General features: G+C 75.4%; 19 protein-coding genes and 1 riboswitch. Of the genes, 10 read left to right on the top strand and 9 right to left on the bottom strand.

The genetic code is table 11. The annotated features are described in order from the left end of the window. The first annotated feature begins 81 nt into the window (after nt 1-81). From ACI79D_RS03395 to ACI79D_RS03385, 3 genes are read left to right on the top strand one after another with little or no spacing between them, the layout of a single operon-like run. Nucleotides 82-1,026, top strand: coding sequence for a RecB family exonuclease (locus tag ACI79D_RS03395; RefSeq protein WP_456916892.1), 945 nt, complete (start codon nt 82-84; stop codon nt 1,024-1,026). A gap of 19 nt (nt 1,027-1,045) precedes the next feature. Beyond that, nucleotides 1,046-1,882 carry a maleylpyruvate isomerase family mycothiol-dependent enzyme gene (locus ACI79D_RS03390; RefSeq protein ID WP_456916891.1) on the top strand — a complete coding sequence of 279 codons (837 nt, stop codon included), beginning with the start codon at nt 1,046-1,048 and terminating at the stop codon, nt 1,880-1,882. A 28-nt stretch (nt 1,883-1,910) separates the two neighbouring features. Further along, nucleotides 1,911-3,101 (top strand): amidohydrolase family protein, encoded by a 1,191-nt coding sequence (locus ACI79D_RS03385; protein WP_456916890.1) that lies wholly within the window; start codon nt 1,911-1,913, stop codon nt 3,099-3,101. Here ACI79D_RS03385 and ACI79D_RS03380 read toward each other — a convergent pair. Both ACI79D_RS03380 and metH read right to left on the bottom strand, forming a co-directional pair. Continuing rightward, nucleotides 3,098-3,841 (bottom strand): HAD family hydrolase, encoded by a 744-nt coding sequence (locus ACI79D_RS03380; RefSeq protein WP_456916889.1) that lies wholly within the window; start codon nt 3,839-3,841, stop codon nt 3,098-3,100. The two genes, ACI79D_RS03385 and ACI79D_RS03380, sit on opposite strands and share 4 nt — an antisense overlap. A 77-nt stretch (nt 3,842-3,918) precedes the next feature. Then, complete coding sequence (gene metH / locus ACI79D_RS03375; protein WP_456916888.1) at nt 3,919-7,731, bottom strand: methionine synthase; 3,813 nt, start codon at nt 7,729-7,731, stop codon at nt 3,919-3,921. Nucleotides 7,732-7,845: 114 nt separating this feature from the next. On the opposite strand from metH, the gene ACI79D_RS03370 reads away from it, so the two are divergent. From ACI79D_RS03370 to ACI79D_RS03355, 4 genes are all read left to right on the top strand, one after another. Further along, on the top strand, nt 7,846-8,706 hold the full coding sequence (locus ACI79D_RS03370; RefSeq protein ID WP_456916887.1) for a PAC2 family protein: 861 nt from the start codon (nt 7,846-7,848) through the stop codon (nt 8,704-8,706). Nucleotides 8,707-8,917: 211 nt separating this feature from the next. Further along, complete coding sequence (locus ACI79D_RS03365) at nt 8,918-9,652, top strand: (2Fe-2S)-binding protein (RefSeq protein WP_456916886.1); 735 nt, start codon at nt 8,918-8,920, stop codon at nt 9,650-9,652. Further along, a riboswitch (cobalamin riboswitch) is annotated at nt 9,650-9,832 on the top strand. It overlaps the preceding gene by 3 nt. Nucleotides 9,833-9,867: 35 nt before the next feature. After that, entirely contained in the window at nt 9,868-10,068 is a 201-nt protein-coding gene (locus tag ACI79D_RS03360) for a CbtB domain-containing protein (RefSeq protein WP_456916885.1), read from the top strand. 11 nt (nt 10,069-10,079) lie between these two features. Then, nucleotides 10,080-10,853 (top strand): CbtA family protein, encoded by a 774-nt coding sequence (locus ACI79D_RS03355; protein WP_456916884.1) that lies wholly within the window; start codon nt 10,080-10,082, stop codon nt 10,851-10,853. A gap of 60 nt (nt 10,854-10,913) precedes the next feature. Here ACI79D_RS03355 and ACI79D_RS03350 read toward each other — a convergent pair whose 3' ends face one another. Beyond that, nucleotides 10,914-11,957 carry an HD domain-containing protein gene (locus ACI79D_RS03350; protein WP_456916883.1) on the bottom strand — a complete coding sequence of 348 codons (1,044 nt, stop codon included), beginning with the start codon at nt 11,955-11,957 and terminating at the stop codon, nt 10,914-10,916. Next, nucleotides 11,957-13,240 (bottom strand): cysteine--1-D-myo-inosityl 2-amino-2-deoxy-alpha-D-glucopyranoside ligase, encoded by a 1,284-nt coding sequence (mshC, locus tag ACI79D_RS03345; protein ID WP_456916882.1) that lies wholly within the window; start codon nt 13,238-13,240, stop codon nt 11,957-11,959. The genes ACI79D_RS03350 and mshC overlap by 1 nt, the downstream gene beginning before the upstream one ends. A gap of 83 nt (nt 13,241-13,323) precedes the next feature. Between mshC and ACI79D_RS03340 the strand changes: the two genes are divergently transcribed. Beyond that, the gene (locus ACI79D_RS03340; protein WP_456916881.1) at nt 13,324-14,040 is read left to right on the top strand and encodes a maleylpyruvate isomerase family mycothiol-dependent enzyme; all 717 of its coding nucleotides are present in this window, start codon (nt 13,324-13,326) and stop codon (nt 14,038-14,040) included. Nucleotides 14,041-14,054: 14 nt separating this feature from the next. Here ACI79D_RS03340 and ACI79D_RS03335 read toward each other — a convergent pair whose 3' ends face one another. The 5 genes from ACI79D_RS03335 to ACI79D_RS03315 form a co-directional block, all read right to left on the bottom strand. Then, entirely contained in the window at nt 14,055-14,441 is a 387-nt protein-coding gene (locus ACI79D_RS03335) for a VOC family protein (RefSeq protein WP_456916880.1), read from the bottom strand. Between the two features lie 176 nt (nt 14,442-14,617). Beyond that, the gene (locus tag ACI79D_RS03330; protein ID WP_456916879.1) at nt 14,618-15,367 is read right to left on the bottom strand and encodes an SCO1664 family protein; all 750 of its coding nucleotides are present in this window, start codon (nt 15,365-15,367) and stop codon (nt 14,618-14,620) included. 19 nt (nt 15,368-15,386) lie between these two features. Continuing rightward, nucleotides 15,387-15,938: a DUF3090 family protein gene (locus ACI79D_RS03325; protein ID WP_456916878.1), complete on the bottom strand. Its 552-nt coding sequence runs from the start codon at nt 15,936-15,938 to the stop codon at nt 15,387-15,389. A gap of 47 nt (nt 15,939-15,985) precedes the next feature. After that, nucleotides 15,986-16,687, bottom strand: a complete 702-nt coding sequence (locus ACI79D_RS03320; RefSeq protein WP_456916877.1) for a histidine phosphatase family protein — start codon at nt 16,685-16,687, stop codon at nt 15,986-15,988. Nucleotides 16,688-16,718: 31 nt separating this feature from the next. Further along, on the bottom strand, nt 16,719-17,552 hold the full coding sequence (locus ACI79D_RS03315) for an undecaprenyl-diphosphate phosphatase (protein WP_456916876.1): 834 nt from the start codon (nt 17,550-17,552) through the stop codon (nt 16,719-16,721). 164 nt (nt 17,553-17,716) lie between these two features. Here ACI79D_RS03315 and ACI79D_RS03310 point away from each other — a divergent pair, with 164 nt between their 5' ends. Together ACI79D_RS03310 and ACI79D_RS03305 are read left to right on the top strand one after the other, a co-directional pair. Further along, nucleotides 17,717-18,688 (top strand): aldo/keto reductase, encoded by a 972-nt coding sequence (locus ACI79D_RS03310; RefSeq protein ID WP_456916875.1) that lies wholly within the window; start codon nt 17,717-17,719, stop codon nt 18,686-18,688. After that, entirely contained in the window at nt 18,685-20,637 is a 1,953-nt protein-coding gene (locus tag ACI79D_RS03305; protein WP_456916874.1) for an AAA family ATPase, read from the top strand. The genes ACI79D_RS03310 and ACI79D_RS03305 overlap by 4 nt, the downstream gene beginning before the upstream one ends. Nucleotide 20,638 lies beyond the last annotated feature (1 nt).

Genomic DNA, 20,638 nt, shown 5'->3' with positions numbered 1-20,638 from the left:
GGCGGCCAGCCTACGGAGCCGCCGTCGGCGTCCCGGCGCGCGCACTCGGAACTGTCGGTGGGCCCGCCTAGCCTCGAGGGCATGACGACGGCGACGGTTCCCGCGCAGCCGGCCGAGGCGGCCGCTGCCCCTTCCCCGGACTCGCCCGTCGACCCGACGGCGACCCCGCGCCGCCCCTCGCTCTCCCCGAGCCGGGCGGCGGACTTCAAGACCTGTCCCCTGCTCTACCGGTTCCGCACCATCGACCGGCTGCCCGAGCGCAAGAGCCTGGCCGCCGTGCGCGGCACGCTGGTGCACACGGTGCTCGAGAAGCTCTACGACCTGCCCGCCCGGCAGCGCACCCCCGCCGCCGCCCGCGAGCTGGTCGCGCCGGCGTGGGAGGAGCTGCGGGCCGATCCCGAGGTCGCCGAGCTGTTCGCCGAGGGCGGCGCGGCCGACGACGCACCGGCCGGGCAGTCCCTGGAGGCGTGGCTGGCGTCGGCCGGCACGCTGGTGGAGACCTACTTCTCCCTGGAGGACCCGTCGCGCATCGAGCCGGACGGCCGGGAGCAGCTGGTCGAGGTCACCCTGCCCGACGGGCTGCTGCTGCGCGGCTACGTCGACCGGCTCGACGTCGCGCCCAACGGCGCGCTGCGGGTGGTCGACTACAAGACCGGATCGATGCCCCGCGAGGCCTTCGAGGCCAAGGCCCTGTTCCAGATGAAGTTCTACGCGCTGGTGCTGTGGCGCACCCGGGGCGTGGTGGCGAGCCAGCTCAAGCTGCTCTACCTCGGCGACGGCGACGCGCTGACCTACGCGCCGGACGAGGGCGAGCTGGTCCGCTTCGAGCGCACGCTGCAGGCGATCTGGGCGGCGATCGAGCGCGCGGTGGCCACCGGCGACTTCCGGCCCAACCGGACGCGGCTGTGCGACTGGTGCGACCACCAGGCGCTGTGCCCGTCCTTCGGCGGCACTCCCCCGCCGTTCCCGGCGGAGGCCGCCGCCGCGGCCGGCTGGCACACCCTGCCGATCGTCGAGCGCGACTGAGAGAGGACCCGTTCTCCCCATGCCTCGCCAGCTCGACACGGGACCCGGGACGGGGCCGGACGCGCCCGGCGCAGAGACCGGGCTGGGCTTCGAGCGGCACTGCGCGGAGATCGTCACCCAGACCCGGCTGCTGCGCGGCCTGCTGGCCGACGGGGCGGACCCGGCCACGCCGGTGCCCTCCTGCCCCGGGTGGACGATCGGCGCGCTGGTCCGGCACCTCGGCGGCGGGCAGCGGTGGGCCGAGACGGTGGTCGCCACCCGCGCGAGCGGGCCGCCGCCGGACGGCTTCTTCCGCGACGTCGTCCGCGACGCCGAGCCGCCGGCCGCCGAGCTGGCCGGGGAGCTGGCCGCCGCCGAGCCGCTGGCCGACGCGCTGCGGGCGGCCGGGCCGGACGCGGCGGTCTGGACGCCGACGGGCTCGGGCGCGATGCGCTTCTGGGCCCGCCGCTTCGCCTTCGAGACCGTCGTCCACCGCGCCGACGCCACTCTCGCCGCCGGCGAGCCGTTCTCCCTCGACCCGGACGTCGCCGTCGACGCGGTCGACGAGTGGCTGGAGCTCGGCTCGCTGCCGCAGATGCTCGAGTTCCACCCCGAGCGGCGCGGGCTGCTCGGGCCCGGGCGGACCGTGCACCTGCACGCGATCGACACCCCCGGGGCGGAGTGGGTGGCCGACCTGACCGGCGCCCACCAGGCCTGGCGGCGGGCGCACGAGCGGTCCGCCGTCGCCGTCCGGGGCCCGGTGGCCGACCTGCTGCTGCTCGTCTACGGCCGCCGGCGCGTCGACGACGGCGGGCTGGAGGTCCTCGGCGACCGGGGGCTGCTCGACGAGTGGCTGGCCGGGGTCCCCTTCCGCTGACCGGTCCTGCGGGTCGACAGTGGGCGGCGTGCGGGCGTACCGGGCCCAGCGGGCCTTCGACGGCGAGCAGGTGCTGCCCGGCGGGGTCCTGGTCCTGGTCGAGGGCGGCACGATCGCCGGCGTCGAGCCGGGCGACGCCCCCGCGCCGCCCGGCTGCCCGGTCACCGAGCTGCCGGGCACCACGCTGCTGCCCGGCCTGGTCGACACGCACGTGCACCTGTGCGGCGACAGCGGGCCACGGGCGCTCGACCAGCTCCCCGAGCTGTCCGCCCACGAGCTCGACGCGATCGTCACCGAGGCCGGGCGGCAGCAGCTGCGCGCCGGGGTGACCGCCGTCCGGGACCTCGGCGACCACCGGTGGGCGGTCCTCGAGCGCGACCGGCGGGACGACGGCGGCCCGACGGTCGTCGCCGCCGGGCCGCCGATCACCTCCCCCGGCGGGCACTGCTGGTCCATGGGCGGCGAGGCCACCGGCATCGACCAGCTGCGCCGGGCGGTGCGCGAGCGCGCCGAGCGGGGCGCCGGCGTGGTCAAGGTGATGGCCAGCGGCGGGCTGATGACCCCCGGGACCGACCTGGCCGCCGGCCAGTTCTCCCTGGCGGAGCTGCGGGCCGTCGTCGACGAGGCGCACCGGCACGGCCTGCCGGTCACCGCCCACGCCCACGCGTTGACCGCCGTGGAGCAGTGCCTCGCCGCCGGGGTCGACGGCATCGAGCACTGCAGCTGCCTGACCCCGCAGGGCGTGCGGACGCCGCGGGAGCTGGCCGACGGCCTGGCGAGGGCCGGCACCCTGGTGTGCCCCACCCTCGGCTGGTGTCCCGGCACGCAGCCGCCGCCGCACGTCCAGGCGCGGATGGCGGCGGCCGGGGCGACCGTCGAGGCGCAGCTGGCCAACGTGGCCCGACTGCGCGAGGCCGGGGTGACCCTCCTGGCCGGCACCGACGCCGGCATCTCCCCGCCCAAGCGGCACGGCCTGGTGCCCATGGCGGTGGCCGACCTGGTGGGCTGCGGCGTCCCGGTGGCCGAGGCGCTGGCGGCGGCCACCGGCCGGGCGGCCCGCGCGTGCGGGCTGGGCGACCGCACCGGGCGGCTGGCGGCCGGTCTGGACGCCGACCTGCTGCTGGCCGACGGGGACGTGACCCGCGACGTCACCGGGCTGCAGCGCCCCCGGCTGGTGCTGTCCCGGGGCCGCGAGGTGGCGCCGGCCGCTCGGGCCTAGGCAGAGACCGCGTCGCGGGCGGCCAGCACGTCGACGAGGTCGGCCAGGCCCACGCCGTCCAGCGTGTCCCGCAGCACCAGTCCGGGCGCCGGCGGCAGCGGCTGCAGCGAGGGCACGCCGAGCACCGCGGCGCCCGCGGCGAGGCCGGCGGTGGCGCCGGCGACGGAGTCCTCCAGCACCACGCAGCCGGCCGGGTCCACGCCGAGCGCGGCCATGGCCTGCAGGTAGGGCGCCGGGTCGGGCTTGCGCGCGGGGACCTCGTCACCGCAGACGGTGACGTCGAACGGCGGGAGGTCGGGGAAGGCCCGGCCGATCGCGGCGAGCACGACGTCGGCCAGCCGCCGCGGCGTGGTCGTCACCAGCGCGGTGGGCGTCGCGGCGGAGCGGACCTCGGCGATCAGCTCCCGCGCACCCGGGCGCCAGTGGATCTCCCCGCCCAGCAGCACGGCCACCCGGTCCTCGATCCACCGGCTGTCGGCGAGGAACTGCTCCTCGGTGCGCTCCACGCCGAGGTCGGCGTACAGGATGTCCATCGCCACGTGCATGCTGGTGCCGACGGTCCGCTCCCGGGCCTGCTCCGAGAACTCGCCGCCCAGCTCGCGGGCCAGGGCGAACATCGCCTCGCCCCAGTACTGCTCGGTCTCCACCAGCGTGCCGTCCATGTCGAACAGCACCGCCTGCAGCCGGCCGGCGGGCGAGAGGGCCGTGCCGCTCACGCCGGAGGTGTCGGGGGTGTGCACTGGATCAACCCTACGGCGGCGGGAGGGGGTGCCGGCCGCGACGGCGGCGTGATCGTCGCCGCACTGCCGGCGCGGGCTCAGTCCTCGTCGGTGCGGTAGCCGAGGTTGGGCGAGAGCCACCGCTCGGCCTCGGCGACCGTCCAGCCCTTGCGCCGCGCGTAGTCCTCGACCTGGTCGCGGCCGATCCGCCCCAGGTTGAAGTAGCGCGCCTGCGGGTGCGAGAAGTACAGGCCGCTGACCGCTGCGCCCGGCCACATCGCCATGCTCTCGGTGAGCTCGATGCCCGTGGTGGCCTCGACGTCGAGGAGCTCCCAGATGGTCCGCTTCTCGGTGTGCTCCGGGCAGGCGGGGTAGCCGGGGGCCGGCCGGATGCCGGTGTACCGCTCGGCGATCAGCGCGTCGTTGTCCAGCCGCTCGTCGGCCGCGTAGCCCCAGAACTCCGTGCGCACCCGCTGGTGCAGCCGCTCGGCGAACGCCTCGGCCAGCCGGTCGGCCAGCGCCTCCAGCAGGATCGCGCTGTAGTCGTCGTTGGCCTTCTTGAACGCCGCCACCCGGTCGGCCAGGCCGAGCCCGGCGGTCACGGCGAACGCGCCGACGAAGTCGGGCAGGCCGCTGTCGGCCGGGGCGACGAAGTCGGCCAGCGACGTGCGCGGCGCGCCGTCCCGGCCCTCGGTCTGCTGGCGCAGCTGGTGCAGGGTCGCCCGGACGGCGCGGCGCGACTCGTCGGTGTAGACCGCGATGTCCTCGCCGTCCACCCGGTTGGCCGGGAACAGGCCGAAGACGCCGGCGGCCCGCAGCCACCGCTCCGCGACGATCCGGTCGAGCATCGCCTGGGCGTCCTCGTACAGCCGCCGGGCGGCCTCGCCGGTCGCGGGGTTGTTGAGGATGTCGGGGAACCGGCCGCGCATCTCCCAGGCGGTGAAGAACGGCTGCCAGTCGACGTACCGGCGCAGCTCCTCGATCGGCTGGTCGGCGACCACCCGCACGAACTGGGTGGCCACGCCGTGCGGGTGCTCGGAGCCGGTGTCGCGGGCCTGCTGGAGCAGCATCCGCGGCCGCGGCGGGGTGTAGCCGCTCCAGTCGATGCGCGGCGCGGCCGCGCGGGCGGCGGCCAGCGGCAGCATGGTCCGGGTGTCCTGCCGGGCGGCGTGCCGCTCGCGCAGCGCCGCGTAGTCGGTCTCGGTCTCGGCCAGCAGCCGCGGGCGCTGCTCGTCCGACAGCAGCGCGGCGACCACCGGCACCGACCGGGAGGCGTCCTTCACCCAGATGACCGGCCCGTGGTAGCGCGGGGCGACCTTGACCGCCGTGTGCGCCCGCGAGGTGGTGGCGCCGCCGATCAGCAGGGGGATGTCGAAGCCCTGGCGCTCCATCTCCGCGGCGAGGCCGGCCATCTCGTCGAGGGACGGCGTGATGAGCCCGGACAGGCCGATGATGTCGGCGCCCTCGTGCTTGGCCGCGTCGAGGACCTTCTGCGCGGGGACCATGACGCCGAGGTCGACGACGTCGTAGTTGTTGCACTGCAGGACGACGCCGACGATGTTCTTGCCGATGTCGTGCACGTCGCCCTTGACGGTGGCCATCACGACCTTGCCGTTGCTGCGCTCGGCGTCGCCGGGCTGCTTCTCGGCCTCGATGTACGGGATCAGGTGGGCGACGGCCTTCTTCATGACCCGGGCGGACTTCACCACCTGGGGCAGGAACATCTTCCCGGCGCCGAACAGGTCGCCGACGACGTTCATCCCGTCCATCAGCGGGCCCTCGATGACCTCGATGGGCCGGCCGCCGCGGGCGCTGATCTGCGCGCGCAGCTCCTCGGTGTCGGCCTCGACGAACTCGTCGATGCCCTTCACCAGCGCGTGGGTGATCCGCTCCGCCACCGGCAGCGACCGCCACTCGTCGGTGGCGACCTCGCGGGCCGCGCCGTCCCCGGCGTAGTCGCCGGCGATCTCCAGCAGCCGCTCGGTGGCGTCCGGGCGGCGAGCCAGGACGACGTCCTCGATCCGCTCCCGGAGCTCCGCCGGCACCTCGTCGTAGACCTCGAGGGCGCCGGCGTTGACGATGCCCATGTCCAGGCCGGCGGCGATCGCGTGGAACAGGAAGACGGCGTGGATGGCCTCCCGCACGCGGTTGTTGCCGCGGAAGGAGAAGGAGACGTTGGAGATCCCGCCGGAGACCAGCGCGCCGGGCAGGTGCTGCTTGATCCAGCGGGTGGCCTCGATGAAGTCCAGCCCGTAGCGGGCGTGCTCCTCGATGCCCGTGGCGACGGCGAAGACGTTCGGGTCGAAGATGACGTCCTCGGCGGGGAAACCGACCTCCCGGGTCAGGACGTCGTAGGCCCGGCGGCAGACCTCGGTGCGCCGCTCGAACGAGTCGGCCTGGCCGGCCTCGTCGAAGGCCATCACCACGACCGCGGCGCCGTACTTGCGGCACAGCCGGGCCTGCCGGACGAAGTCCTCCTCCCCCGCCTTCAGCGAGATGGAGTTGACGATCGCCTTGCCCTGGACGTTCTTCAGGCCGGCCTCGATGACCTCCCACTTCGAGGAGTCGATCATGATCGGCACGCGGGAGATGTCGGGCTCGGCGGCGACCAGCCGCGTGAAGCGGTCCATCGCCTCGACGCCGTCGATCATGCCCTCGTCCATGTTGACGTCGATGACCTGCGCGCCGGCCTCGACCTGCTGGCGGGCGACGGCCAGCGCGGTGGTGTAGTCGCCGGCCTTGATCAGGTTCCGGAAGCGGGCCGAGCCGGTGATGTTGGTCCGCTCGCCGACGTTCACGAACAGGCTCTCGTCGGTGACGGTGAGCGGTTCCAGCCCGGACAGGCGCAGCGCCGGCGCCACCTGCGGCGGGGTGCGGGGCGCCGTCCCCTCGACCGCCGCGGCGAGGGCGGCGACGTGCTCGGGCGTCGTGCCGCAGCAGCCGCCGACGAGGTTGACCAGGCCGCTGGCGGCGAACTCCCCGACCAGCGCGGCGGTCTCCTCCGGCGACTCGTCGTACTCGCCGAAGGCATTGGGCAGGCCCGCGTTCGGGTAGCAGGAGACGAACGTGTCGGCGACCCGCGCCATCTCGGCGAGGTAGGGCCGCATCTCCTTGGCACCCAGGGCGCAGTTGAGGCCGACCAGCAGCGGGCGGACGTGCCGCACCGAGTGCCAGAACGCCTCGGTCACCTGCCCGGACAGCGTCCGCCCGGAGGCGTCGGTGATGGTGCCGGAGATCATCACCGGCCAGCGGCGGCCGCGCTGCTCGAACAGCGTCTCCAGCGCGAAGACCGCCGCCTTGGCGTTGAGGGTGTCGAAGATCGTCTCGACGAGCAGGACGTCGCAGCCGCCGTCCACCAGCCCGGAGGCCTGCTCCAGGTAGGCCTCGACCAGTTCGTCGTAGGTGACGTTGCGGGCGCCGGGGTCGTTGACGTCGGGCGAGATGGACGCCGTCTTGCTGGTCGGGCCGAGCGCGCCGACGACGAATCGCGGCCGGCCCGGGGTGCGCGCGGTCATCGCGTCGCACTCGCGGCGGGCCAGCCGGGCCGCCGCGATGTTGATCTCGTGCGCGAGGTCGGCCATGCCGTAGTCGGCCAGCGAGATGCGGTTGGCGTTGAACGTGTTGGTCTCGACCAGGTCCGCGCCGGCCTCGAGGTACTCGCGGTGGATGCCCGCGACGAGGTCGGGCCGGGTCAGGCACAGCAGGTCGTTGTTGCCCTGCACGTCGGTGGGCCAGTCGGCGAACCGCTCGCCGCGGTAGCCGGCCTCGTCGGGCCGGTCGCGCTGGATCGCCGTCCCCATGGCGCCGTCGAGCACCAGGATGCGCTGCTGCAGCAGGGCGGTGAGCTCCGCGGTCGCATCGGGGCGGAGGGACGACGTCCCGGTGGCGGAAGACGTGTTGCGGGACGACACCGAGTCAGGGTATCGGTCCCCGGGGCGGCGAGTCGCTCCTGCGGGGGACGTGGGCCACACGCACGGGTCGGCGAACACGCGGCGTGTCCTCCCCCGCGACGTAGGCTTCGAGGGGTGATCGACCCGAAGTCCACCCCTGAGGACCTGCCCCGGCTGAACGACCCCGTCGTGGTCGTCGCCTTCGAGGGCTGGAACGACGCCGGGGACGCCGCCACCGGGGCGCTGGAGCACCTCGAGCTCATCTGGGACGCCACCCCGCTCGCCGCGCTGGACCCCGAGGACTACTACGACTTCCAGGTCAACCGGCCCACCGTCTCGCTCATCGGCGGGGTCAGCCGCCGGATCGAGTGGCCCACCACGCGCATCTCCGTCGCCCGCCCGCCGGGTTCCGACCGCGACGTCGTGCTGATCCGGGGCATCGAGCCCAACATGCGCTGGCGGGGCTTCTGCGAGGAGCTCATCGAGCTGTGCCAGGAGCTCGACGCCCGCACCGTCGTGGGGCTCGGCGCGCTGCTGGCCGACACCCCGCACACGCGCCCGACCCCGGTGACCGGGTCGGCCTACGACACCGAGTCCGCCGAGCGGTGGGGTCTGGAGACGTCCCGGTACGAGGGCCCGACCGGCATCCTCGGCGTCTTCCAGGACGCCTGCGTGCAGGCCGGCCTGCCGGCGATCAGCTTCTGGGCCGCGGTGCCGCACTACGTCTCCCAGCCGCCGTCGCCGCGGGCCACCGTCGCGCTGCTGCAGCGGGTCGAGGAGGTCCTGGAGCTCGCCGTGCCGCTCGGCGCGCTGCCGCAGCAGGCGGAGGACTGGGTGAAGACCGTCGACGAGATGGCCAACGAGGACGCCGAGGTCGTGGAGTACGTGCGCTCCCTCGAGGAGCGGGCCACCGAGGTCGACCTCTCCAACGCCAGCGGCGACGCCATCGCCCGCGAGTTCGAGCGCTACTTGCGCCGCCGGGGCGGCACGAACTGACGTCGGCCCTGTCGCAGGGGCCCGCCACGACCGTGTGAGTGGTGGGCGACGGGGTCCTCCCGCTGCGCCGCCGGGGCGGCTCCCCCCAACTGACGTCCGTCCGGCTCACGCGGGGCTCCCCCTCGCCGTCGTCGCAGTGGTCGACCGCCGACGCGTGACGCGGCTGTGTTGGGGATAACGGTCGACGTCGGGGGTGCGGGACGATGGCCCGGTGACCGGATCCGCCGCGGTGCAGGCGCTGACCGCGGCCGGGGCGCTCGGCCCGTTCTTCGCCGTCGCGCCCGAGGCCGGACCGGGCTGGGTCACCTGGGCCGCCCTCGTCGACGGCGGCCCGCTGGAACAGCGGATCGCCGACGTGCGCGCCGCCCTCGCCGCAGCACCCGGCGCGCCCGACGTGGACCGGCGGGTCGCCGCGTCCCTCGCGCACCTGGGGCTGGTGGCCCGCCTCCTCTCCCCCGTGCTCGGCGCCGCCCTGGCGCGCGGCGTCCTGCCGGTGGCCGCGCCGGAGGACGTGCACCTGCACCTCGCCGGGGCCAACCCGCTGCCGTTGGCCCTGCCCGCCGCCGGGACCGTCCCCGCGGCCGGCCCGGACGCGCTCGCCGGGGCACTGGACCGGTGCTGGCTCGTGCCGGCCGTGCAGCCCCTGTCGGCGGCGGTGGCCGCGCGCACCGGCCTGTCCACCCAGGTGCTCGACGGCAACGCGACCTCCGCGGTCGCCGGTGCGCTGCGGATGGCGACCACCGCCGTCCCGGAGCTCGCGCCCCTCGCCGCGGCGACCCTCGACGCCGTGCTCGCCGAGGGCACCCTGGCCGGCACCGGTGCCCGCCGCGGCGACGGCAGCTTCGTCCGCCGCTCCTGCTGCCTGTTCTACCGGCTGCCCGGCGCCGGCACCTGCGGCGACTGCGTCCTCACCCGACCCGGGCCCGGCGCGAGTCGCGGGGTGTAGCGTTCGCGCCGCCGCAGTGTCAGGGAAGCCGGTTCAAGTCCGGCACGGTCCTCGCCACTGTGACCGGGGAGCGGACCCCCACGGCACCACTGGTGCCCCTCGCCGAGTCGGGGGACGCCGGGAAGGTCGGGGCGAGCGTCGATCCGGGAGTCAGGAGACCGGCTGCGGCGCGCACCACGTCATTCCACGAGGCATGGAAGAAAGGGTTCCTCCGCATGACCTCTCCGCACGCCCAGTCCGCTCCGTCGCGCGCCCGCATCGCCGTCCCCGCCTGGGCCTGGGCTCTGGCCCTGCTCGCGCTGTTCGGCCTGTACCTGATCGCCCAGGACAACGGCGCCGTGCTCGCCTCCCTCGGCGACACCGCGCACGAGTTGTTCCACGACGCCCGGCACTCGCTGGGCATGCCGTGCCACTGAGCGGCGCCCCCGTGACCGGGACCCTCGACCGTCCCGCCGTCGGGCAGCCGCTCCGCTTCGGGCAGTTGTTCGGCCGGATCGTGCTCGCCGGCCTGGTGGCCGGCGTGCTGGCCGGCCTGTACTCGCTGCTGGTGACCGAGCGGGCCATCGCGCCCGCCCTCGCCGTCGAGGAGGCCCGCGCGGCCACCGAGGGCGGCCACGAGCACGGCGCGGAGCTGTTCAGCCGCCCCGAGCAGCTATTCGGCGGGTTCCTGGGCACCGTGCTGGCGGGCGTAGTCCTGGCGGTGGTGTTCGCGGCCGTCTACGGCCTCGTGCGGCACCGGCTGCCCGGCCGGACCGACGTCGCCCGGACCGCGCTGCTGGCCGCCGTCGGCTTCGCCGTGCTCGCGCTGCTGCCCGCGTTGAAGATCCCCGCCAACCCGCCGGCCGTCGGCGACCCGGCCACCGTCGGCACCCGCACCGCGATCTACGGCGGCGTGCTGCTGTGCGGTGTCGTCGGCGCGATGCTGGTGGCCGCGCTGGTCAGCTGGCTGCGCAGCCGCGGCGCCGGTGACGCGGTCACGGCGATCGCCGCGACCGTGGCCGGCGCGGTCCTGCTGGCGCTGGTGCTGGTGCTCGTGCCGGACAACCCCGACACCATCGCCGCCGACGTACCGGCCGCGGTGGTGTGGGACTTCCGGCTCGCCTCGCTCGGCCAGCTGGCCGTGCTGTGGGCCGGGCTCGGCCTGACCAGCGGCTGGCTGCTGGACAGGCTCCCCCGCCGCCGGGCCGTTCCCGCCGGCTGACCGGCCGGCGCCGTCGACCGCCGCGTGCCGGCGGTCGACGGCGCGGTCCGGGCAGGACGGCTAGGGCAGGCGGAGCAGCGGGCGCATCGCCGACGCCGCGTCGGCGTCGAAGAGCCGGTCGTGCATCGTCAGGGCGAACCGGTCGGTCATCCCCGACACGTAGTCCACGACCTGGGTGACCGGGTCGGCCTCGGTGTCCCGGTAGGACGCCGGGATCAGCTCCGGGTGGGCCAGGTGGTGGTCGACCAGCCGACGGGTCACGTCGATGGCCAGCTGCTTCTGCCCGGCCGCGGTCTCCGACGCGTAGACCCGCTCGAACATGAACGTCCGCAGCTCGTGCATGGCCGCCAGCTGCTCGGGCGCCATCACCACGGCCCCGGCGGTGTTCCCGGGGGACAGCGACCCCTCCACGACCGCGTCGATCATCGCGCCGACCATCTGGCTGCCCGGGTCCCCGAACGCGGCGCGGGCGCGGGCCGGCAGGTCGCCCACCCGCAGCACCCCGGCCCGGACGGCGTCCAGCGCGTCGTGGGACAGGTACCCGATCCGGTCGGCGTAGCGGACGCACTCGGCCTCGCGGGTGTCCGGCGGCGGGTCGATCTTCCAGCTGTGCGCCCGGATGCCGTCGCGGACCTCCCAGGTGAGGTTGAGCCGCTCGAGCACCTCGACGATGCGCACCCCCTGCGCGGCGTGGTGCCACCCGCCGGGCACGTAGGGCTCGAGGGCGTCCTCGCCGATGTGCCCGAACGGCGAGTGGCCCAGGTCGTGGCCCAGCGCGATCGCCTCGGCCAGGGTCTCGTTGAGGCCCAGCGCGCAGGCCAGGGAGCGGGCGACCTGGGTGACCTGGAGGGTGTGGGTCAGCCGGGTGACGAAGTGGTCGCCGTCGGGGTTGAGGAACACCTGCGTCTTGTGCTTGAGCCGGCGGAAGGCCTTCGCGTGCAGGATGCGGTCGCGGTCGCGCTCGAACGCCGTCCGCAGGGGGTCCTCGGGCTCGGCGACCGCCCGGCCCCGCGTGGCCGCCGACCGGGTGGCCGACGGCGCGAGGTCCTCCTCGGCCGCCTCGCGCGCCGCCCGGTCGACCAGCCGGAAGGGCCCCGACGCCATCAGCAGTCCTGCAGCGCGCTACCCGTGGCGCACGAGTCCAGCGCGACACCCAGCAGCGCGTCGACCGCGTCGCACACGACCGTGGGGGCGCCGTCCTCCAGGTCGTCGCCGTCCCCGGCCGCCAGCGTCCGGGCCGCCCAGCGGTCGACCACGGCGATCGCGCCAGGGGTGTCGAGGTCCTCGGACAGCCGCTCCCGCAGGCCCTGCAGCACCGGTGCGGCCGGCGCGCCGGCCGCCCGGGCCACGGCGCGGCGCCAGGTGACCAGCCGCTGCTCGGCCTCCCGCAGCAGGTCCGGCGTCCAGGCCCGGTCGGTGCGGTAGTGGCCCGACAGCAACGCCAGGCGGATCGCCATCGGGTCCACGCCCTCGCCGCGGAGCTTGGACACGAACACGAGGTTGCCGCGGCTCTTGCTCATCTTCTCGCCGTCCAGGCCGATCATCGCCGCGTGCACGTAGGCCCGGGCGAAGGGCTTGGTGGCCGTCAGCGCCTCGGCGTGGACGGCGGAGTACTCGTGGTGCGGGAAGACCAGGTCGCTGCCGCCGCCCTGGACGTCGAAGGCCATGCCGATGGTCTCCAGCGCGATCGTGGCGCACTCGATGTGCCAGCCGGGCCGGCCGGCCGTGCCACGCGGGCCGGGCCAGGAGGGCTCCCCCGGGCGCTCGCCGCGCCACAGCAGGGGGTCGAGCCGGTTGCGCTTGCCGGCGCGGTCGGGGTCGCCGCCGCGCTCGGCGAAGAAGCGGAGCATGGTCGGCTCGTCGTAGCGGGACTCCCCGCCGAAGCCCGGGGCCTGGGCGACGTCGTGGTAGACGTCGCCGGTGCCGTCGTCGAGGACGTAGGCCAGGCCGTCGTCGAGCAGGTCCTCGATGTGCGCCACGATCCGCGGGATCGACTCGACCGCGCCCACGAAGTCCTCGGGCGGGAGCACCCGAAGCGCGGTCATGTCCTCCCGGAACAGCGCGGTCTCGCGCATGCCCAGGACGATCCAGTCCTCCCCGTCGCGCTCGGCGCGCTCGAGCAGCGGGTCGTCGATGTCGGTGACGTTCTGGACGTAGTGGACCGCGTGCCCGGCGTCCCGCCACACGCGGTTGACCAGGTCGAACGCCAGGTAGGTCGCGGCGTGGCCCAGGTGCGTGGCGTCGTACGGGGTGATCCCGCAGACGTACATGCGGGCGGTGTCCGCGGGCGAGGTGGCGACGACCTCCCCCCGGGAGGTGTCGTACAGCTTGAGCGCGGGACCGGTGCCCGGGAGGGTCGGCAGGAGCGGAGCAGGCCAGGCGAGCACGCCCCGAGCCTAGAGGCGGCTTCCGACGACGCCCGGCGGCCCTCATCCTGGGTGTGCGACAGCGGCCCCGTCGGAGGTGGATCGTGGAGCTCGACCAGTACCTGCCGGTCCTGCAGAAGGCGGACGCGCGCTTCGCCGAGGCCGCCGCCGAGGCGGTGCTCGCCCGCGGCTGGTCCGCGCCGGTGACCGGCTGCCCCGGCTGGACGCTGGCCGACCTGGTCTGGCACCTGGCCGAGGTGCAGCACTTCTGGGCCTGGGTGGTGCGCACCCGCGCCGTGGACCCCGGCGGCTACGTCGAGCCCGTGCGGCACCCCGACGACGAGCTGCTGGGCTACGGCCTGGCCCAGTCCGCCGAGCTGGAGACGGTCCTGGCCGGCGCCGACCCGGCCGAGCGGGTGTGGACGTGGGCGGCGCGGCAGGACGTCGCGTTCGTGCTGCGCCGCCAGGCCATGGAGGCGGTGGTGCACACCTACGACGTCGAGGAGGTGCTCGGCGACGTCCGCCCGATCCCGGCCGACGTCGGCCTCGACGGGCTCGACGAGTGGCTGGAGGTCATGGTCCCCGCCGTCCTCCCCTCCGGGCCGCCGGACACGGCCCACCCGGTGGTCTTCCACGCGGTCGACGCCGACGCCGAGCGGACCCTCTTCCCCGGGTCGCGCCCCTTCCCCATCGCCGCGCTCACCGGGACCGCCGGCGACCTGCTGCTGGCGGTGTGGCGCCGGCTGCCGCTGGAGGTCCTGACGGTGGACGGCGACGGGCTGCAGGCCGCCGCGATGATCGACCTGGTGAAGCTGGAGTAGCCGCCGCGATCCGCTCAGGGCCAGGTGGTCGCGTACCGGTCGAACTCCTCACCGGTCTGGACGCCGACCACGCAGAACACCAGCCCCGCCGGGTCCTTCATCTGCCAGAAGCCGCCCATGTCCGCGAAGCGGGTGGCGCCCAGCGCCTCCAGGCGGACCACCTCGGCGAGGACGTCGTCGGTCTCGACGTCGACGTGCCAGCGCGGCGGCGTCCCGGTGCCGGTGCGCTGCACCTCCAGGTGGAAGCCGTCCGCGAACGAGCCGAGCGAGGTCCAGTCGGGGTCGGTGGGGTCGGGCTCGGCGGGCCGGCCGGTGGCGGCGGACCAGAAGTCCCGCCCGGCGTCGTGGGTGTCCGGCGGGAGGTCCAGCAGCAGGATCGCCAGGCGGGAACGATGCGGCATGAGCCCACTGTCGCCCTACCGGGCTCCGACCGCGGCCAGGAGCCGTCCCGACCTGCGCTGAGCCCTACCTCGTCACCCCTCGGGAGGCCTCCGGCCCCCGCTCGGCGCGACGACCCTCGCAGGAGCGCCTTCGTGCCCTGCCTCGGGGAGCCTCCGGCCCCCACTCGGCAGGACACTCAGAAGGGCGGCCAGGGCAGGGCGGGCCAGTCGCCGCTGGGCTGCGGGTGGCAGCCGGTGCGCAGCAGGTCGGCGGCCCGCTGCTGGGTGCGGCGCACCTCGCGTCGGGTGAGGTGCTCGTGCAGCCGCTCGCCGAGGTCGCCGAGCAGGTCGTCGCGGAGCCGCTCCAGCACCTCCAGCGCCTCGGCCGGCAGCGGCTTGCCGGCCCAGCGCCACAGCAGGGTCCGCAGCTTCGGGTCGACGGAGAAGCAGATGCCGTGGTCGACGCCGTACACGTGCCCCTCGGGCGTGGGGATGATGTGCCCGCCCTTGCGGTCGGCGTTGTTGACGACCGCGTCGAACACCGCCATCCGGCGCAGGCCCGGGTGGTCGGAGCGGACGAAGGCGGCCAGGTCGACGGTGGGGTCGCCGTCCACCCACAGCTGCACCATGCCGGGGCCGAACGGGCCGTCGCGCAGCACGGTGGGCGGCACGACGCGCCAGCCGGTGGCCTCCGACACCAGCGCCGCGGCCACCTCCCGGCCGGCGAGGGTGCCGTCGGGGAAGTCCCACAGCGGCCGCTCCCCCGCGACCGGCTTGTAGACGCACTCGCCCTCGAGCTCGTCGGTGCGGATGGTCCCGACGAGGGTGACGTTGCTGGCGTCGAGCATCCGGCCCTCGAGGTCGATCTCGCCGTCGAGCAGCAGGGTCCGCGCCTCGGCGTCGTCCACCGGCGAGCGCAGGTCGGGGGCGGCTGGCTGCTCGGTCATCGGCGCCGCGGGGCCGGGCTCAGCGGCGGTAGCCGTTCTGCCGCGGGCAGACGTGCCCGCTGGGGTCCAACGGCAGGGAGCACAGCGGGCACGCCGGCCGACCCGCGGCCACCACGCGGCGGGCGCGGACGACGAACGCGCGGGCGGCGGCCGGGGTGATCGTCACCCGGAGCGCGTCGGGGCCCTCCTCGCTGTCGGAGAGGATCGCGTCCTCGTCCACCGGCTCCTCGCCGGCGGCCACCGCCTCCACGACGACGGCCTGCGTCTCGCCGTCCCAGGCCAGGCCCATGGCGGCGACCCGGAACTCCTCGTCGACCGGCGCGGCGAGCGGCTCGAGGTCGTCGACCTCGGCGTCGGGCGGGACGACGACGCCGGGGCGGGTGGCGATCTCGTCGAGCAGCTCGTTCATCCGGTCGGCGAGCACCTGCACCTGCGTCTTCTCCAGCGCCACGCTGACCACCCGGCCCGATGCGTCGGAGGCCTGCAGGTAGAAGGTGCGCTCGCCGGGCTGGCCGACCGTGCCGGCGACGAACCGGGACGGGCGTTCGAAGAGGTGGACCTGGCGGGGCACGGCCCCAGGTTACGCGGACGGCCGTCCGGAGCGAGCCGAGACGCAGGTCACACGGTCGCGCCCGCGCCGCCGCCGACGACGGCGTCGGAGTCGGCCTTCCGCCGGCGCCGGCCCTTCTTCGTCGGCGGGACCAGCGCGGCGACGTCCCCGCCGGTGTCGTTGACGCGGACGACGAACGGGCGGGTCTCGGTGTAGGTGACCACCGAGATCGACGCGGGGTCGACGACGATCCGCTGGAACTGGTCCAGGTGCAGGCCGAGGGCGTCGGCGAGCACGGCCTTGATCACGTCACCGTGGCTGCAGGCCAGCCACACCGCGTCCGGTCCGAGGGCGGCGTTCCAGGCCCGGACGGCGGCGACCGCCCGGGCCTGGGTCTGGGCCAGCCCCTCGCCCTCGTCGCCGGGGAAGACCGCCGCCGAGGGGTGGGCCTGGACCACCTTCCACAGCGGCTCCTTGGCCAGCTCCTTGAGCGGCCGGCCGGTCCAGTCGCCGTACCGGGCCTCGCCGAGCCGGTCGTCGGTCTGCAGCTCCAGCGAGCGCCCGTCGAGGACGGCCGCGGCGGTCTGGCGGCAGCGCTCCAGCGGGCTGCTCACCACCGCGGCCAGCGGCACCGGCGCCAGCCGCTGCCCCACCGCCGCCGCCTGCGCCTGGCCGGTCTCGTCGAGCTGCACGCCCGGGGTCCAGCCGGCGAGGACGCCGCCGGCGTTGGCCGTCGTCCGGCCGTGTCGCAGGAGGATGACGGTGGTCACGACCTGCGAGTTTACGGCCGCCGGTCAGCGATCACGTGGCGGCGATGACGCCGGTGCCGAGCAGGACGAGGATCAGCGCGCCCACCAGCACCCGGTAGACGACGAACGGGGTGAAGCTGCCGCGGTCGAGGTAGCGCAGCAGCCAGGCGATGACCGTCCAGCCCACGAAGAAGGCCAGCACGGTGGCGAGGAGCGTGGGGCCCCACGCGACCGGCTCGCCCTCGGTGCCGCCGGTCAGCGCCTCGTAGGCCTGGAACACGCCGGACCCGAGCACCGCCGGGACGGCCAGCAGGAACGAGTAGCGGGCCGCCGCCGCCCGCGAGTAGCCCAGGAACAGCCCCATCGTGATCGTGCCGCCGGACCGGGAGACGCCGGGGACCAGCGCCATGGCCTGGGCGAACCCGAAGGCGATGCCGTGCCCGACGGTCAGCTGGTCCAGCTCCCGCTTCTTCGACCCCACCCGGTCGGCCCAGAACAGCACCAGCGAGAAGGCGATCAGCGCGGTGGCCACGATCCACAGGCTGCGGAAGGTGGTCTCGATGCGGTCCTGCAGCAGCAGCCCGAGGACGACGATCGGCACGCTGCCGGCGATGATCAGCCAGCCCATCCGGGCGTCGGGGTCGCGGCGCAGCCGGCGGTCGCCCAGCGAGCGCACCCAGGCGGAGACGATCCGCCAGATGTCGTGCCGGAAGTAGAGCAGCACCGCGGCCTCGGTGCCGATCTGCGTGATCGCGGTGAACGCCGCGCCGGGGTCACCCCAGCCGAAGGCCTCCCCCACCACGCGCAGGTGCGCGCTGGAGGAGATCGGCAGGAACTCCGTCAGTCCCTGCACCAGGCCCAGGACGACGGCCTCGATCCAGCTCATCGGGCGGCCGCCCCCCGTCCGGAGCGATCGGAACGGCCGGGGGCGGGAAGAGTTCCTCGGAGCACGGGAGGCCAGCGTAGGCGGGCCCGGGCCGATCCCGGCGCGCCGCTCCGGGCCCGTCGCTCCCCGGCCCGGTCGGGGCCCCGACGGTAGGTTGGCCCCCCGTGGAACAACGCGCGCTGGGGCGCAGCGGTCTGGTCGTCTCCCGCCTCGCGCTGGGCACCATGACCTGGGGCCGCGACACCGACGAGGACGAGGCCGCGATGCAGCTGACCGCCTTCGTCGACGCCGGCGGCACGCTGGTCGACACCGCCGACGTCTACTGCGACGGGGACAGCGAGCGCACCCTGGGCCGGCTGCTGTCCGACGTCGTCCCCCGCTCCGACCTGCTCATCGCCACCAAGGCCGTGGGCCGCACGTCGCCCGGGCCGATGGGCCGCGGCGGCTCCCGCGGCCACCTGCTGGCCGCCCTCGACGCCTCGCTGGACCGGCTGGGCCTCGACCACGTCGACCTGTGGCAGCTGCACGCCTGGGACGACACCACCCCGCTCGAGGAGACCCTCGCCGCCTGCGACACCGCGGTCACCTCCGGGCGGGTGCGCTACGTCGGTGTCAGCAACTTCACCGGCTGGCAGACCGCGCAGGCGGCCACCTGGCAGCGGGCCTGGCCGGGGCGGGCGCCGATGGTGAGCACCCAGGTCGAGTACTCGCTGCTGCAGCGCGGGGTGGAGCGCGAGGTGGTGCCGGCCGCCGAGGCGCTGGGCCTGGGCGTGCTGGCCTGGTCGCCGCTGGGCCGGGGGCTGCTGACCGGCAAGTACCGGCACAGCACCCCGACGGAGTCCCGCGGCGCCAACGCCCAGTGGCAGGGCTTCATCGACGAGCTGCGGACCCCGAAGTCCGACCGGATCGTCGAGGCGGTGATCACCGCCGCCGACGGGCTGGGCACCACCCCGCTGGCGGTGGCCCTCGCGTGGGTGCGCGACCGCCCGGGGGTGACCGCGCCGGTGGTCGGGGCGCGCACCGCCCAGCAGCTGCAGGCCTCGCTGGACGCGGAGGCGGTGCGGCTGCCCGCGGCGATCCGCACGGCGCTCGAGGACGTCTCGGCGCCCTACTTCGGCTACCCGGAGCGCCGATGACCAGGCCCGCCGTCGCCGCCGACCCGGTCTTCTCCGCGTTCTGCACCGCGGGCCTGTGGCCGGGCCTCGGCAAGCGGGCGGCCGCCGAGCTGCCCGCGGCCGGCATCACCTCGCCCGACGACGTCACCGCCGACCGGCTGCAGAAGCTGCCCCGGGTGGGCCGGCAGCGCGCCGAGCGGCTGTTCTCCAGCTTCCTGGCCGCAGCGCCCACCTACGAGGTGGTCGAGCTGCTGGTCGGCGCCGGGCTCGACGCGAAGCTGGCGGCCACCGCGGCCGACGCGCTGGGCACCGACGCCGCGCGCCGGCTGCGCGACGACCCGTGGGCGCTGCTCGGCCTGACCGGGGTGACCCTCACCGACGCCGACCGGCTGGCCATCGCCGTCCTCCCGGGGGCCGACCGGCAGGACAGCCGCCGCGGCCGGGCGATCGTGGCGATGACCCTGCGGACGGCGACCCGCGACGGGCACACCGTGCTGCCGGTCGACCTGGTGGTGGCCGCGCTGCGCGCCGAGCAGATCGCCGACCCGGCCGCGGCGATCGTCGCCGCGGTCGAGTCCGGGGACGTGCTGGAGCACGAGCCGCCGGAGCCCGAGTTCGACGAGGACGCTGATCTCGAGGAGCTGCCCGAGCCCGACCCGGCGCTGCGGATGCTGTCGCTGGCCCGCTACGGCATGGCCGAGGAGGCCGTCGCGGAGAACGTGGCCCGGCTGGCCGCCACCGCCGAGCGGATCGCCGACCCGGCCGCCGTCCGGTCGGTGGCCAAGGGGCTGGACGAGGCGCAGAAGCGGGCCGTGGCGCAGGTGCTCGGCGCCGGGGTCTCGCTGCTCACCGGCGGGCCGGGCACCGGCAAGAGCCGCACGGTCGCGGCCATCGTGACGCTGCTGCGGTCCAAGGGCACCGAGGTGGCGCTGGCCGCCCCCACCGGGCGGGCGGCCAAGCGGCTGGAGGAGCTCACCGACCACCCCGCGGTCACCGTGCACCGGCTGCTGGGCGCCCAGGGCACCACCGGCGGCTTCGCCCGCAACGAGGAGTGGCCGCTGGACGCCGACGTCGTCGTGGTCGACGAGGCCTCGATGCTCGACGTCGAGCTGACCGCGGCGCTGCTGGAGGCCTGCCAGGACGGCACCCACCTGCTGCTGGTGGGTGACCCCGCGCAGCTGCCCTCCATCGGCCCCGGCCACGTGCTGGGCGACCTGATCGACTCCGGGGCCGTGCCGGTCACCGAGCTGACCACGCTGTACCGGCAGGCCGAGGGCGGCGCGATCGCCCGGCTGGCCAACGCCGTCCGGGGCGGGCAGCTGCCGCCGGTGGACTCCCCCGACCGCGAGGTGGTCGTCGTCCCGGCCACCGGCAGTGGGGAGGCGGCCAAGCGGGTGGTGCAGCTGGTCACCGACTCCATCCCCCGGGCGCTGGGCATCGACCCGGCCACGGTGCAGGTGGTGACCCCGGTGCACCGCGGGCCGGCCGGCACCATCGAGCTGAACAAGGCGCTCAAGGAGAAGCTGAACCCGGGCGACGGCACGGTGTGGGGCTTCGACGTCGGCGACCGCGTGGTGGCCACCGCCAACCACCTGGACCTCGAGCCGATCGGGTTCGCCAACGGTGAGGTCGGCGTGGTCACCGGCACCGGCGACGGCACGCTGGACGTCGACTTCGCCTCCGGGCCGGTGACGGTGAGCGGCTCGGCGATGAGCGACCTGCGGCACGGTTGGGCGATCACCGTGCACCGCGCGCAGGGCTCCGAGTGGCCCGGCGTGGTCGTCGTCCTGCCGCCGGAGGCCGGCGGGATGCTGTCCCGGCCGCTGGTCTACACCGCGCTCACCCGCGCGCAGCGCCACCTGTCGATCGTGCACGCCACCGGCGCGGCGCTGGCCCGGGCGGTGAGCCAGGTCGACGTCCGGCCGCGGCGCACCCGCCTGGCCACGCTGCTGGCCGACACCGCCGGCTGAG

Source organism: Geodermatophilus sp. SYSU D00708, from assembly GCF_054050115.1.
The sequence above is the reverse complement of the archived record's forward strand: the minus strand, read 5'-3'. Positions and strand labels throughout refer to the sequence as shown.